12 protein-coding genes and 1 riboswitch are annotated in these 13,966 nt (G+C 63.9%); of the genes, 4 read left to right on the top strand and 8 right to left on the bottom strand.

Annotated features, from left to right (window positions below; all coding sequences use genetic code 11):
- Positions 1-3: 3 nt before the first annotated feature.
- From GGQ67_RS03580 to GGQ67_RS03570, 3 genes are read right to left on the bottom strand one after another with little or no spacing between them, the layout of a single operon-like run.
- A complete protein-coding gene (locus GGQ67_RS03580; protein WP_183898777.1) occupies positions 4-645 on the bottom strand; it encodes a ThuA domain-containing protein in 642 nt (213 codons plus the stop codon).
- 19 nt (positions 646-664) lie between these two features.
- Positions 665-1,765: a Gfo/Idh/MocA family protein gene (locus GGQ67_RS03575; RefSeq protein WP_183898776.1), complete on the bottom strand. Its 1,101-nt coding sequence runs from the start codon at positions 1,763-1,765 to the stop codon at positions 665-667.
- A gap of 33 nt (positions 1,766-1,798) precedes the next feature.
- The gene (locus GGQ67_RS03570) at positions 1,799-2,998 is read right to left on the bottom strand and encodes an ROK family transcriptional regulator (RefSeq protein WP_183898775.1); all 1,200 of its coding nucleotides are present in this window, start codon (positions 2,996-2,998) and stop codon (positions 1,799-1,801) included.
- Between the two features lie 209 nt (positions 2,999-3,207).
- On the opposite strand from GGQ67_RS03570, the gene GGQ67_RS03565 reads away from it, so the two are divergent.
- The 3 genes from GGQ67_RS03565 (at position 3,208) to GGQ67_RS03555 (ending at position 6,367) form a co-directional block, all read left to right on the top strand.
- A complete protein-coding gene (locus GGQ67_RS03565) occupies positions 3,208-4,518 on the top strand; it encodes an ABC transporter substrate-binding protein (RefSeq protein WP_183898774.1) in 1,311 nt (436 codons plus the stop codon).
- Between the two features lie 66 nt (positions 4,519-4,584).
- Entirely contained in the window at positions 4,585-5,526 is a 942-nt protein-coding gene (locus GGQ67_RS03560) for a carbohydrate ABC transporter permease (RefSeq protein ID WP_183898773.1), read from the top strand.
- Positions 5,519-6,367 (top strand): carbohydrate ABC transporter permease, encoded by an 849-nt coding sequence (locus tag GGQ67_RS03555; RefSeq protein WP_183898772.1) that lies wholly within the window; start codon positions 5,519-5,521, stop codon positions 6,365-6,367. Before GGQ67_RS03560 ends, GGQ67_RS03555 begins: the two co-directional genes overlap by 8 nt.
- Before the next feature lie 16 nt (positions 6,368-6,383).
- Here GGQ67_RS03555 and GGQ67_RS03550 read toward each other — a convergent pair whose 3' ends face one another.
- From GGQ67_RS03550 to GGQ67_RS03530, 5 genes are all read right to left on the bottom strand, one after another.
- The gene (locus tag GGQ67_RS03550; RefSeq protein ID WP_183898771.1) at positions 6,384-7,148 is read right to left on the bottom strand and encodes a 3-oxoacyl-ACP reductase; all 765 of its coding nucleotides are present in this window, start codon (positions 7,146-7,148) and stop codon (positions 6,384-6,386) included.
- Positions 7,145-7,966, bottom strand: coding sequence for a bifunctional hydroxymethylpyrimidine kinase/phosphomethylpyrimidine kinase (thiD, locus tag GGQ67_RS03545; RefSeq protein WP_183898770.1), 822 nt, complete (start codon positions 7,964-7,966; stop codon positions 7,145-7,147). Before thiD ends, GGQ67_RS03550 begins: the two co-directional genes overlap by 4 nt.
- Positions 7,963-8,598: a thiamine phosphate synthase gene (gene thiE / locus GGQ67_RS03540; protein WP_183898769.1), complete on the bottom strand. Its 636-nt coding sequence runs from the start codon at positions 8,596-8,598 to the stop codon at positions 7,963-7,965. The genes thiD and thiE overlap by 4 nt, the downstream gene beginning before the upstream one ends.
- Complete coding sequence (gene thiM, locus GGQ67_RS03535) at positions 8,595-9,398, bottom strand: hydroxyethylthiazole kinase (protein WP_183898887.1); 804 nt, start codon at positions 9,396-9,398, stop codon at positions 8,595-8,597. The genes thiE and thiM overlap by 4 nt, the downstream gene beginning before the upstream one ends.
- Positions 9,399-9,446: 48 nt before the next feature.
- Positions 9,447-9,542: riboswitch (TPP riboswitch) on the bottom strand.
- A 66-nt stretch (positions 9,543-9,608) separates the two neighbouring features.
- Positions 9,609-10,079: an Lrp/AsnC ligand binding domain-containing protein gene (locus GGQ67_RS03530; RefSeq protein ID WP_183898768.1), complete on the bottom strand. Its 471-nt coding sequence runs from the start codon at positions 10,077-10,079 to the stop codon at positions 9,609-9,611.
- A 120-nt stretch (positions 10,080-10,199) separates the two neighbouring features.
- On the opposite strand from GGQ67_RS03530, the gene putA reads away from it, so the two are divergent.
- Complete coding sequence (putA, locus tag GGQ67_RS03525; RefSeq protein WP_210279505.1) at positions 10,200-13,910, top strand: trifunctional transcriptional regulator/proline dehydrogenase/L-glutamate gamma-semialdehyde dehydrogenase; 3,711 nt, start codon at positions 10,200-10,202, stop codon at positions 13,908-13,910.
- Positions 13,911-13,966 lie beyond the last annotated feature (56 nt).

Raw genomic sequence — 13,966 nt, 5'->3', positions numbered from 1 at the left:
GGCTCAGCGCGCCGCCCAGTTTGCCCCTCTGCGGAAGATGGCACGCATTTCGGGAACGGAAAACTCCTTGGCCTGATGGCCGAGCGAGGAATAGAAGACACGCCCCTTGCCGTATTTGCGCTTCCAGGCGACCGGCATCACCACGCCATCGATCCAATAGGCGTGATCGCCGGTAAACGTCGTCGTCGCAAGGACTTCGTTGGAGGGATCGACGTGCATGTAATACTGCTCCGACGTGTAGTCGAAATCGGCAATGCCTTGCATGACGGGATCGTCCGGCCTGACGATATTGACCCGGTAGTCGATGATGTTGCCGGGATGCGCGACCCACTGGCCGCCGACGATGAACTGGTATTCCACGCAGTCGCGGAAGCTGTCGCCGGCGCCACCGTGATAGCCTGCAAGACCGACACCGCCTTCGATGGCCGCCGCGAGGTTCTTGATCTCTTCCTTTTCGATCTTCGACATCGTCACGATCGGCACGACAAGGGAAAGGTCGTGAACGGACGGGTCGGCGAAAGCCTCGGTGGTATGCTCGACATAGACCTTGAAACCGTCTTCCTCGAGCATGTCCTTGACGATGGTGGCGCATTCCTGCGGCTCGTGGCCGCTCCATCCGCCCCAAACGATCAGTGCTTCACGCATAAAATTTTCTCCTCCATCATTACTTCCCCAGACGTCCGTCGACGAGGGATTCCGAGATCGGCGCAGGCCGCTCCGTCTGCGTGGTGATCGTCACGGTACGGCCGGTTTCCGATGCGGTCTGGAAGGCTTCCATGACCTCCAGCACATGCAGCGCCAGGCTGCCGTTCGCACGATGCGGCCGGCTCTGACGGATCGCATAGGCGAGATCGGCGACACCGATCGACCGATAGTTTCCATCGGCGTAAGGCGCCGTCAGCGGCTGACTTTCGAACGACCCGCCCTTTCGCAAGAGCTCGACTTCGCCGCCGAAATGATTGGGATCCGGCACGATCAGCGTTCCCTCGGTGCCGTAGACCTCGAGCGGTACGTGCTTGTGGCCGGCGACATCGAAGCTCATGCCGATCTGCACGACCGCGCCATTGGCAAAGGCCATCAGGCCGGACACATGGGTCGGCACATGCACGGGGATATGCTCGCCGTTTCGTGGCTCGCTGGTGATGACGCGCTCCTTGCGCGGCGTGACGGCGAAGCCCGCGACCTGCGCCACCGGCCCGAACAGATTGACCAGATCGGTGATGTAGTACGGTCCCATATCCAGCATCGGACCGCCGCCGACCTCGTAGTAAAAGGCGGGATTTGGGTGCCAGCGCTCGTGGCCGGGGCACATGAAAGTGGCGGTGCCGCCCACTGGCTGGCCGATCACGCCCTGGTCGATCAGCGCCCGCGCCGTCTGGTGGCCACCGCCGAGAAAGGTGTCGGGCGCGGCACCGATGCGCAGGCCCTTTGCCTTGGCGGCTTCGGCCAGTTGCTTGCCTTCGGCGAAGTTGATGCCGAGCGGCTTTTCCGAATAGGTGTGCTTGCCGGCGGCAAGCGCCTGCAGGCCGACGGCGACGTGCGCCTTCGGAATGGTCAGATTGACGATGATCTCGACCGACGGATCCGCGAAGAGCGCATCGACGCTTCTGGCCGGCACGTTGAACTCGGCCGCCTTTGCCTGCGCCAGTTCGCTGTTGAGATCCGCCACGCCCCTGATGTCGAGAATGGGGAAAGACGCCATGGCCTTCAGGTACGCGCCCGATATATTGCCGCATCCAATGATGCCTATGCCGACTTTATCCATGATTTCCTCCCATAGATTTTGGTTCTGAAAGCCTCAGAGCGCCGGGCCGGTTGTGTTCCACGGCGACTCGTAAAGTTCATAAAGGGCCACGGCCGCGGCCCCCTGAGCCCAGAAGTCGTCGGTGGAATCATCGAAGACGAGTTCCGCGACGCCCTTGAGCGAGGGTGGTATGGCCAGCGCGTACGCGCTGCGCAGGCTGGCCAGGAAATGCTCTCCAAGCGCCAGGCTGGACCCCACCAGGATCACGCGCGGCGGCGCGAAAAGGGTCACGATATTGGCAACCGCGACGCCGACGGCCTCCCCCGCCCGGATCGCCGCGCTGATCAGCGCATTGTCTTCGGCCTTGATCAAAGCCTGCGCGTGCGCCATGCCGCGTCCCAGGCGGATCGCCTCGGCAAACCGTCCGCCCGCCGGCTGCTCACCGAGAATTTCGCTTTCGCCCGCCTGGCTCGACAACCGCACGATCCCGAGCGGCCCCATGCCCAGCACGAGATCGCCGAGATTGTGGCTGAGACCACCGGCGCCGCGAAACAGTTGGTTGCCGTGGAGCACGCCGAGCCCCAGCGTCTGCTCGAGCGAGATCAGCACCATGTCTTCCAGATCGCGCGCCTTGCCGAACCAATGATGTGCCAGCGTGATCGCATGCGCGTCGCTTTCGACGATCGTCGATGTGTTCAGCCGTGCGGTCATCTCGGCGGCGAAATCAACGTTGACGTCCCGGAAGATCGGGCTGCTGCGAATGTGGCCGGTGCGGTGCTCGATGACACCGGGAAGGCTGAGGCAGACGCTATCGACATCTTCAAGCGACAGACCGGCATCGACGACACAACGCCGCACGCCGTCCTCGACCAGATCGGCGATGACGCCGATCGGCTGGCGATCGATCCGGATCGGCAGAGTGAGATTCGAGAGCACGTCGCCACGAAAATCGGTGACGACGAAGACCATGCGGCTGGCCGCGATCTTGGCGCCCACGACACGCGCCGCGTCGGGATTGAGCTCCAGCATGACACGCGGCCGTCCCCGCGCCGCTTCGTTGCGGATGTCGCCTTCATGGCGCGGCAGGATCAGCCCGTCGTCCAAAAGCGAGGCGGTGATGGCCGAAACCGTGGTGGTCGACAGTTGCGTGCGTTCACTGATCTCGACGCGCGCGATCGGCCCATAGCGGCGAACCGTGTCCAGCACGTTCAGGCGATTGATCGCGCGCATCAATTCGGGGTCTGCGGTCTTCATCTATCGTGCACGGCTCTTCTGGCGACCGCCGAAGCAGCGCGTTATTTTTGTCGGAATGCGAATTAAATAACGTGGAGATTCAGCCCTCTGTCAAGGCGAATCTGCCAAATTCGCCCAAGGGAGTTGACATTCCGGCAAAGCTGCCGATCATTTATTCCGCATAAGGGACAAAATTGCAGAGGACGATTTTCCCTTGAGGAGGAGACCTTATGTTCAATGATCAAGGGGCGAAAGCCCTGCTCAACAGCCGCGCCTTTGTCCGCTCGACCGCGACCGCCCTGGCACTTCTTATCGCCGCTGGCAGCGCCATGGCCGAGACCACGATCAAGTGGATGCATCTCGAGATCGATCCGACCTATATCGGCGTCTGGAAACAGATCGTCAAGAATTACGAGGCCGAGCGTCCGGGCACGAAGATCGAGATGCAGTTTCTCGAGAACGAAGCCTTCAAGGCGAAGCTGCCGACGCTGCTGCAGTCCAGCGACGCGCCGGATCTCTTCTACAGCTGGGGCGGCGGCGTGCTGAAACAGCAGCTGGCGACAGGCGCACTGCTTGACCTCAGCGAGGCGATGAACGCCAAGGATGGCGCATGGCTGAAGACCTACAATCCCGCCTCCGTCAAGGGCCTGACCTATGACGGCAAGATCGGCGCGGTCCCCTACTCCGTCGGCACGGTATCCTTCTTCTACAACAAGGCATTGTTCGCGAAGGCAGGCGTCGACGCGACCACGATCAAGACCTGGGACGACTATCTGGCCGCCGTCAAGAAGATCAAGGATGCCGGCATCGTGCCGATCGCCGGCGGTGGCGGCGAGAAATGGCCGATCCATTTCTACTGGAGCTATCTGGTGATGCGCAACGGCGGCCAGAAGGTCTTCGACGCCGCCAAGAATGGCGAGGGTGAAGGCTTCAACGACCCGGCGATGATCAAGGCCGGCGAGCAGCTCGCCGAACTCGGCAAGCTCGAGCCATTCCAGCCCGGCTATCTCGGCGCCACATGGCCTCAGACGCTCGGTGTCTTTGGCGACGGCAAGGCGGCGATGATCCTGGGCTTCCAGAACACCGAAGCCAACCAGCGCACCAATTCCGGTGACAAGAAAGGCCTGAGTGCCGACAATATCGGACGCTTCGCCTTCCCCGCCGTCACCGGCGGCGCGGGCGCGGTCACCGACACCCTCGGTGGCCTGAACGGCTGGGCGGTGACGAAGAAGGCGCCACCGGAAACGCTCGACTTCCTCGCCTACCTCACCAATGCCGAGAATGAGCGGACCATGGCCAAGGCCGGCATGATCATCCCGGTCGCGGTCGGCGCCGAGGATGGCGTGACCGACCCGCTGGTGCATCAAGCGGCCCAGCAGCTGGCGGGCTCCACGTGGCACCAGAACTTCTTCGACCAGGATCTCGGCCCTTCGGTCGGCCGCGTCGTCAACGACGTGTCGGTTGCCATCGTCTCCGGGCAGATGACGCCCGCCGATGGCGCCCAGCAGATCCAGGACGCCTTCGAGCAGGATCAGTTCTGATCGAGACCATCGCGGCGCGGGACAGGATCTCGCGCCGCCATTTCATGTCAGGAAGGTGAGGTCCCCATGGCCAATGTCAGCGCCGCCACCACGATCAGACCCGCGCGCATACCGGCCACCCAGTCCGCCCGGCGCAAGCATCCGGCCGTATCCGGCCGCCTGCCCGTGCTGCTCCTCTTCCTGCCGCCGGCCCTCCTGCTGTTTTCGATCTTCGTGATCCTGCCGATGGGGGAAGCGGCCTGGTACAGCCTTTACAAATGGGACGGATACGGCCTGCCGACGCAATATGTCGGCATGCGCAACTTCGAGCTTCTGTTCAAGAACGGCGCTTTCCTCACCGCGCTGAAGAACAACGCGATGATCATGGTCATCTCGATCGCGATCCAGATACCGCTCGCCATCTGGCTGGCGATGATGCTCGCTCACCGCATTGCCGGCGTGGTCGTCTTCCGGTTGATCTTTTTCCTGCCCTACGTGCTCGCCGACGTCGCGGCGGGCCTGATCTGGCGCTTTGTCTATGACGGCGACTACGGGCTCTTCGCCTCGATCGCCGGCCTGCTCGGCGTCGCGACGCCCTATGTCCTGGCCGACAAGGATCTGGCGATGTACGCGGTTCTGGCCGTCATCGTCTGGAAATACTTCGGCTTCCACATGATGCTGTTCATCGCCGGCCTGCAGTCGCTCGACAAGAGCGTGCTGGAGGCCGCGGAAATCGATGGCGCCAGCGGCTGGCAGCGCTTCCGCTACATCACCCTGCCGCTTCTCGGCTCGACCGTGCGGCTCTCGGTGTTCTTCGCCGTCGTCGGCTCGCTGCAGCTGTTCGATCTCATCATGCCGCTGACGGGCGGCGGTCCGTTCAACGCCACGCAAACGATGGTGACCTTCCTGTTCAACTTCGGCGTCGCCCGCATGCAGGTCGGGCTCGGAAGCGCCGTCGGCGTGGTGCTTTTCCTGATCTGCGTCACACTCGCCTTCAGCTACAAACGGATATTCATGCGCCATGACTGACGTCGTTTCATCCGATCGGCTCAATGCCGGCACCAAGGCCTATCTCTACACGTCGCTGGTCATCATATCGGCCATCGTCCTGATCCCGCTGGTGACCACGGCACTTGGCGGCTTCAAGGACCTGGGCGACCTGCGCACCAATCCGTTCGGGCTGCCGGTGGAGTGGCAGGTCAGGAACTACACCGACATCCTGTTCGGCGATCGCTACTGGCGGCAGATGGCTAATTCGCTGCTCATCGCCGCGCTGACCGTCTTTCTCACCGTATCGGTTTCGGCAATGGCGGCCTTTACCTTCGCGCATGTCCGCTTCTTCGGTGCCGATTTCCTGCTGAATTACTTCCTGATCGGGCTGATGTTTCCGGCCGCCACCGCCATTCTGCCGCTCTTCATCCGCATCCGCGATCTCGGGTTGCTCAACACATATTGGGGCGTGGTACTGCCGCAGGTCGCCTTCGGGCTTGGCATGAGCATTCTCCTGTTCCGGAATTATTTTCGCAACCTTCCGGAGGAATTGTTCCAGGCAGCCGTCGTCGACGGCTGCGGCTACATGCGCTTCTTCTGGCATATCTGCCTGCCGCTCTCGCGACCGATCATCGCGACGGTCAGCATCATCTCCTTCGTCGGCAGCTGGAACAGCTATATCCTGCCGCTGATCATGCTGAACTCCGAGAAGATGTACCCCTGGCCGCTCGGCATCATGGTCTATCGCGGCGAATTCGGCACCGCCTGGCAGCTGGTGCTCGCCTTCATCACGCTGACCATCATGCCAACCGTCATCGTCTTCTTCCTGGCGCAGAAGCACATCATCGCCGGCCTGACCGCGGGCGCGGTCAAGTCGTGACGCTCAGCGGACGGCGTCAGCCAAAGACGAGCCCGCCGTCGACGATCAGGTTCTGGCCGGTGACTGCCCGCGCCCAGGGACTGGCGAAGAACAGCACGGCGTCGGCGGCCTCCTCCGGCGTCGTCACGCGGCGCAGCGGCGTGCTGCCGGCGATGAGATCGAATACCGCCTCGGGCGTTGCGGCGCTGGCATCGGTGGTCCGCAGCAATCCGCCGGAGACCATGTTGACGGTGATGCCGTCGGGTCCAAGCTCAGCCGCGGCGGTGCGCGTCAACGCCAGCAGCGCGCCTTTCGCCGCCGTATAATCGTGATAGGGCACAACGGGGTTCTGGAAGAGATTGGTCCCGATCGTGACGACACGTCCGAAACCGGCCGCCGCCATCGCCGGGCGCGTTGCCTGGATGAGGTTGAGAGCGCCCTTCACCGCCGTATCGAGCTGCGCTGTCATCGCTTCCCAGCTGAGCTCGCCGAGTTTCAGGCGCGCGTCGCCGTTGAAGCTGAAATCGGCGAGCGCATTGTGCACCACCGTCGTCGGCGGCCCCAGCCTGCGCGTGACATCGGTCAACATTTCGGTCACGGCCGCGCCATCGCGGATATCGGCCTGAAACGCATGCGCCCGTTCGCCGAGGCTTTCCGCCAACGCCTCGGCCTGTTCCCGGCTGTTGCGATAGTTGATCGCCACCTTCGCCCCCTCGCGGGCAAAAGCCATAGCGATCGCCGCCCCGAGCCCGCGCGCTGCGCCGGTTACGATCACCGTCTGCTCACTGAGCGGCAATGTCATTTCGCGTATCCTTCCTCTGTCGTCCAAAGTGCGTGAAAGTGCTGGACCGGGCCATGTCCCGAGCCGACGTCGAGCGTGTCGGCCGCGGCCACCGCGCCGGCGAGATACGTCTTCGCGGCGGCCACCGCTCGCGGCAGCGCCACGCCGTTGGCGAGTTCCGCCGCCAGCGCGCTCGACAGCGTGCAGCCGGTGCCGTGGGTGTTTGCCGTCGGGATCCTGACGGCCTCGAACCAGGTGAGACCATCTTCCGTTGCCAACACGTCGGGACTCTCGTCGCCCCCGAGATGACCGCCTTTTACAAGCACGGCCGCTGGACCCAGCGCGCGCAGCGCCTCGGCCTGCTCGCCCATCTCCCGGCGGCTCTTGGCCACATCGATGCGCAGCAGCGCGGCCGCTTCGGGTAGATTGGGTGTCAGCAGCGTCGCAAGCGGCAACAGCCGGCGCAGAAGGACATCGACGGCGGAGGGATCGAGAAGCCTCGCCCCACCCTTGGCCACCATGACCGGATCGAGCACGATCGGGATATCAGGATGAAGCTGGAGCACGTCGGCGACCGCATCGGCGATTTCGGCACTGGCGATCATGCCGATCTTGACGGCATCGACGCGGACATCCGCGAACACGGCCTTGATCTGATCGGCCACGAAGCCGGGCGGGACGAGATGAACGCCGGATACGCCCCGCGTGTTCTGCGCGGTCAACGCGGTGAGCGCCGCCATGCCATAGACGCCGCGCGCCGCGAACGCCTTCAGGTCAGCCTGGATGCCGGCGCCGCCGGATGGATCGGAGCCGGCGATGGAAAGAGCATTCCGGATCATCGCGACCTCCCCTGGATAGCCTCTGATAGCTCGCGGGCGGCACCGTAAGGGTCCGATGTTCCACAGATCGCCGAAACGACGGCGATCCCATCGACGCCGGCGGCGAAGACACCGGCGACATGCGCCAGCTTGAGCCCACCAATCGCGACGGACGGAACCGGGCAGATGGCGGCGAGACGCGCCAGGCCGTCGAACCCTACCGGCGGCTTGTGGTCCGGCTTGGTCTGCGTCGCGAAGACCGGCCCGATACCGGCATAGTCGACCAGTGCGGGATCGACAGCCCTCGCCAGGACCTCTGTCTCCACCGACAGGCCGAGGATCATGTCAGGCCCGATCCGCTCGCGCGCGGCACGCACGACCATATCGTCCTGGCCGACATGCAGCCCATCGGCGCTGATCGCGATGGCCGCATCGACATCATCGTTGACGACAAGCAATGCGCCGGTGCCGGCGAGCGCTTCCTTCAGAACAAGGCCGGTCTCGATCATCCGCGCGGTGGAGGCGTTCTTGTCGCGGAGCTGCACCACGGTGGCGCCACCGGCGACGGCTCGCCCTGCGGTTTCGACCATGCCGATGCCGGCGCAGAGCTCGGGATCGAGGACGAGATAGAGCGAAAGATCAATTCTTCTCATAGCATCCGCACCCGCGCATTTTTGTCGATCGCGGCGCCGTCGATCGCGGCGAGGGCGTCGAGGAACCGCCAGGAAAATGATCCCGGTCCGTCGTCCGCCCGCGCCACCTCTTCGCCGGCGACGGCGAACATGGCGAGCGCCGCGACTGTCGCCTCGAACGGCGCATCGGGCCGGCTGGCTGCGAAGGCGCCGACGAGGCACGTCAGCGAGCAACCGAGCGCCGTCACCTGCGGCATCAGCGACGAGCCGCCCTCGATGCGGCAGCCGCGCGCGCCGTCGGTCACGAAATCGACCTCCCCGGTGACCGCCACGACGGCGTGGTACTTGCTCGCGATTTGGCTTGCCGCAGCTTCGGCCTGTTCCACGGGGTCACGGCTGTCGACGCCCTGCCCGCGACTTTCGCCACCGGCGAGCGCGATGATCTCGGACGCGTTGCCGCGAATGATGGTCGGGCGAAGCGCCAACAGGTCCGCGACGGCCCGTTTGCGAAAGGTGGTCGCGTAGTGCGCGACCGGATCGAGAACCCATGGCCTGGCGCTGGCGCCCGCCGATGCGGCGGCGGCGCGCATGCCGTTCATCCAGCTGGGCGAGAGCGTGCCGATGTTAACAGCCAGCGCGGCGGAGATGGCCGCGAACTCGCCGGCCTCTTCCTCGGCATGCACCATGGCGGGCGAAGCGCCGGCTGCAAGCAGCACGTTGGCGGCGATATTCATCGCGACGAAATTCGTGATGCACTGAACGAGCGGCTTTTGCGCGCGCATGGCATCGAGCATAGAACCGGGAGATCTGTCGTCTTTCATCATGCCCCTTTCGGGCGGGGCAAGACGCGGGAACCCCAATAGCAATGCCGAAGGGTCCGAGCGACTCCCTCCGCCAGCATTATCTGGTTCAGGTTCAAAGGGTACTTCTCAGTCTGCCGTCGGCAAACGCCCCTGTCTCTCAATGGCTCTGTTCTGTCAGAGAAGACGATTGCTGTCACGCGTAAAATGATGGCGGCTCAAAGCCGCCGGTCAGGCGCCGTTCTCCTTGATCGCTTCCATTGCAACGAAGGTCGACGTGTTGGCGACGAAGGGAAGACTGGAGATCTTTTCGCCCAGAACGAGGCGATAGTTGGCGATATCGGACGTGCGTATCTTCAGGAGATAGTCGAATGCGCCCGCGATCATATGGCACTCCTCGACTTCCCGCAGCTTGCGAACCGCGACGTTGAAAGCGTTCAGCGCATTCTCCCTGGTATCAGAGAGTTTCACCTCGGTAAACGCCACATGGTTGCGGCCGAGCTTGTTGACATCGATGATGGCGCGGAAGCCGAGAATATAGCCATCCTCTATCAGCCGCTTGAGCCTGACCTGGCAGGGCGTATTGGAAAGACCCACGCGCTTGGCAAGGTCTGTCACCGACATCCGGCCATCGGCGACGAGCGCGTCGAGTATGCGTTGATCGAATTGGTCGATTTCCCTGATATTTCCGGCGCTCGTCACAAGAATTTCCCTCCGCACGAATATTGATTAGCGAGTTAGATAACTAAACGCTCGAAATCAAGTGAAATTGACTTTCTGAAATCTGCTAGCTTCGCGACATTGGCGGATCAGGAGCCCAGCATGACAATCACCACCGACACGGCAGCGGCCGAAGTCACACTAGAGCAGGCAAACGGCTCTGCAAATCCCTTTGACGGTTTCGCCCCGCCAATCCGCCAGCAGAGCGACCTGCGCCGCGCGATCACGGCCGCCTACCGCACGCCGGAAACGATCTGCGTGCCACGTCTGGTTGAGGCCGCCGCCCTTCCTGATCACGTCAGAAAGGCCGCTGCCGACACCGCCCGCAAGCTGATCGAGGCGTTGCGCGCCAAGCACAAGGGCACTGGCGTCGAGGGACTGGTCCACGAATATTCGCTCTCCAGCCAGGAGGGCATCGCACTGATGTGTCTGGCCGAGGCGCTGCTGCGCATTCCCGACACGGCCACGCGTGACGCTCTTATCCGCGACAAGATTTCCGAGGGCGACTGGAAGGCGCATCTCGGCGGCGGTCGCTCGCTCTTCGTCAACGCCGCGACCTGGGGCCTCGTCGTCACCGGCAAGCTCACCTCGACGGTCGCCGACCGCAGCCTTTCGGCCGCGCTGACCCGGCTGATAGCCCGCTGCGGCGAACCGGTGATCCGCCGGGGCGTCGACATGGCGATGCGGATGATGGGCGAGCAGTTCGTCACCGGCGAGACCATCGACGAAGCTCTTCAGCGGGCGAAGCCGCTCGAGCAGCGCGGCTTCCGCTATTCCTACGACATGCTGGGCGAAGCCGCGACCACGGGCGCCGACGCCAAGCGCTACTACAAGGATTACGAGACCGCGATCCACGCCATCGGCAAGGCGTCTGATCGGCGCGGCATCTACGAAGGGCCGGGTATCTCGATCAAGCTTTCGGCTCTGCATCCACGCTACGCACGCGCGCAGAGCGCCCGCGTCATGGACGAGTTACTGCCGAAGGTGAAGGCGCTGGCGCTGATCGCCAAGTCCTACGATATCGGCCTCAACATCGATGCCGAGGAGGCCGATCGCCTCGAACTGTCGCTCGACCTGCTGGAAACGCTCTGCCTCGACCCCGATCTGGAGGGCTGGAACGGCATGGGCTTCGTCGTGCAGGCCTATGGCAAGCGCTGCCCATTCGTGCTGGATTTCATCATCGACCTGGCGCGCCGCGCCGGCCGCCGCATCATGGTGCGCCTTGTGAAGGGCGCCTACTGGGATGCGGAAATCAAGCGCGCGCAGGTCGATGGTCTCGCGGACTTCCCGGTGTTCACCCGCAAGATCTACACCGACGTTTCCTACATCGCCTGCGCCAGGAAGCTTCTGGCGGCGACGGACGCCGTCTTCCCGCAATTCGCGACCCACAACGCCCAGACGCTGGCGACCATCTACCAGATGGCAGGCTCGGACTATTATGTCGGCAAGTACGAGTTCCAGTGCCTGCACGGCATGGGCGAGCCGCTTTACGACGAGGTGGTTGGCCGACAGAACCTGAACCGCCCCTGCCGCATCTACGCCCCCGTCGGCACGCATGAAACACTGCTTGCCTATCTCGTGCGCCGCCTGCTGGAGAACGGCGCCAACTCGTCCTTCGTCAACCGCATCGCCGATCCTGAGGTTTCGATCGAAGACCTGATCGCCGACCCGACCGAGATCGTCTCGAAGATGCCGATCGCCGGACAGAAACACGACAAGATCTCGCTCCCCGGCGAACTCTACGGAAACCGCATCAACTCCGCGGGCCTCGATCTCTCCAGCGAAGCGGTGCTCGACCACCTGTCCCGCCTCCTGGGCGAAAGCGCCACGAAGGGCTGGCGCGCGCTGCCGAGCCAGGCGACCGATATCAACGGCGCCCGCGACGTGCTCAACCCCGCCGACCACCGGGACGTGGTGGGCCAGGTTCGCGAGGCAACGCCATCCGAAGTCACGGCTGCGATGCAGGCGGCGCAGGCGGCAGCGGCATCCTGGGCCAGTGTCTCGCCCGCCGACCGAGCGGGCCTCCTCGACAGCGCGGCCGATATCATGCAGACCCGCATGGAAACGCTGCTCGGCCTGATCATCCGCGAAGCGGGCAAGTCAGTGCAGAACGCCATTGCCGAAGTGCGCGAGGCGATCGACTTCCTGCGCTACTACGCCGAGCAGGCCCGCCGAACGCTGGGCCCGTCGCACGCACCGCTGGGACCCGTGGTCTGCATCAGCCCCTGGAACTTCCCGCTGGCGATCTTCAGCGGCCAGGTTGCAGCCGCGCTCGTTGCGGGCAATCCGGTTCTGGCGAAGCCCGCCGAGGAGACGCCGCTGATCGCCGCCGAAGCCGTCAGGATCCTGCGTGAGGCGGGCGTTCCGCACGATGTCGTGCAGCTGGTTCCCGGCGAAGGCAGCGTCGGTGCGGCCCTTGTCGCGGCACCGGAAACGGCGGCCGTCATGTTTACCGGCTCGACCGAAGTTGCCCGCCTGATTCAGGCCGAGCTCGCCAAGCGGCTCTCGGCCGATGGCAAGCCGATCCCGCTCATCGCCGAAACCGGTGGCCAGAACGCGATGATCGTCGATTCCTCTGCGCTCGCCGAACAGGTCGTGGGCGATGTCATCGCATCGGCCTTCGATAGCGCCGGCCAGCGCTGCTCCGCGCTGCGCATTCTATGCCTGCAGGACGACGTCGCCGACCGCACGCTGACGATGCTGAAGGGGGCGCTGCGCGAGCTGACGATCGCCAACACCAATCGCCTTTCCGCCGATATCGGTCCCGTCATTACCACCGACGCGAAGGAGATCATCGAGACCCATGTAAAGTCCATGCAGGCGCTTGGCCGCCAGGTCGAACGCATCGAGCTGCCGACGGAGACACAGCATGGTACGTTCGTCGCCCCGACGATCGTGGAACTCAACACCATCGCCGAGCTGAAGCGCGAAGTGTTCGGCCCCGTTCTGCACGTCATCCGCTGGCGCCGGCAGGATCTGGACCGGCTGGTCGATGAGATCAACGCCACCGGCTATGGCTTGACCTTCGGCCTGCACACACGCCTCGACGAGACGATTGCCCGCGTGACTTCGCGCATCGAGGTCGGCAACGTCTACGTCAACCGCAACGTCATCGGCGCCGTCGTCGGCGTCCAGCCCTTCGGTGGGCGCGGGCTTTCCGGCACCGGCCCCAAGGCCGGCGGACCGCTCTATCTCGGCCGGCTGGTGAAGACCCCGCCGATCCCGCCGCAGCACAGCTCGGTCTATAGCGATCCGGCGCTGTCGGATTTCGCCAAGTGGCTCGACGAACACCAACGGCATGACGAGGCGGAGATGGCCCGCAATCTCGGCAGCCAGTCGGCTCTTGGCCTGGAGAGCGAGCTCACCGGCCCCGTGGGGGAACGCAATATCTACGCGCTGCACGCACGCGGCACCATCTTCTGCGCACCGGTCTCGGAAGTGGGGCTGCATCGCCAGATCTCTTCCGTGCTGGCGACCGGCAACAAGGCGTTCATCGAATGCAGCGACAGTCTTCGCAGCAGCTTGAAGGATCTTCCCGTCAGTGTTTCGCAGCGCATCGCCTTCGGCAATGGCAGGAACACCAACGAAATCCTCTCGGGAGCGTTGATCGAAGGCGACAGCGCGCGCATCGCCTCGATGCAGCAGGAAATCGCCGCCATGTCCGGCCCGCTACTCCTGACGCAGGCCGCTTCGACCGCGGAGCTGGAGCGAAATCCTGAGGCCTATTGCCTCAACTGGCTGCTGGAAGAGGTCTCCACCTCGATCAACACGGCTGCCGCCGGCGGCAATGCGAGCCTCATGTCGATCGGCTGATCCTCATGAGCTGCAATCACGTCACGCGACGTCGCGTGACGTGATTGATTGTCCGC

Source organism: Rhizobium metallidurans, assembly GCF_014196505.1.
Taxonomy (GTDB): Bacteria; Pseudomonadota; Alphaproteobacteria; order Rhizobiales; family Rhizobiaceae; genus Rhizobium; species Rhizobium metallidurans.
Note: the sequence above shows the minus strand (reverse complement) of the source record. Positions and strands in the feature narration are given on the sequence as shown.

Bases quoted from the DNA above. Each gene is read 5' to 3' on its own strand.
- GGQ67_RS03580 (WP_183898777.1), bottom strand. From the start codon at position 645: ATGCGTGAAGCACTGATCGTTTGGGGCGGATGGAGCGGCCACGAGCCG.
- GGQ67_RS03575 (WP_183898776.1), bottom strand. From the start codon at position 1,765: ATGGATAAAGTCGGCATAGGCATCATTGGATGCGGCAATATATCGGGC.
- GGQ67_RS03570 (WP_183898775.1), bottom strand. From the start codon at position 2,998: ATGAAGACCGCAGACCCCGAATTGATGCGCGCGATCAATCGCCTGAAC.
- GGQ67_RS03565 (WP_183898774.1), top strand. From the start codon at position 3,208: ATGTTCAATGATCAAGGGGCGAAAGCCCTGCTCAACAGCCGCGCCTTT.
- GGQ67_RS03560 (WP_183898773.1), top strand. From the start codon at position 4,585: ATGGCCAATGTCAGCGCCGCCACCACGATCAGACCCGCGCGCATACCG.
- GGQ67_RS03555 (WP_183898772.1), top strand. From the start codon at position 5,519: ATGACTGACGTCGTTTCATCCGATCGGCTCAATGCCGGCACCAAGGCC.
- GGQ67_RS03550 (WP_183898771.1), bottom strand. From the start codon at position 7,148: ATGACATTGCCGCTCAGTGAGCAGACGGTGATCGTAACCGGCGCAGCG.
- thiD (WP_183898770.1), bottom strand. From the start codon at position 7,966: ATGATCCGGAATGCTCTTTCCATCGCCGGCTCCGATCCATCCGGCGGC.
- thiE (WP_183898769.1), bottom strand. From the start codon at position 8,598: ATGAGAAGAATTGATCTTTCGCTCTATCTCGTCCTCGATCCCGAGCTC.
- thiM (WP_183898887.1), bottom strand. From the start codon at position 9,398: ATGAAAGACGACAGATCTCCCGGTTCTATGCTCGATGCCATGCGCGCG.
- putA (WP_210279505.1), top strand. From the start codon at position 10,200: ATGACAATCACCACCGACACGGCAGCGGCCGAAGTCACACTAGAGCAG.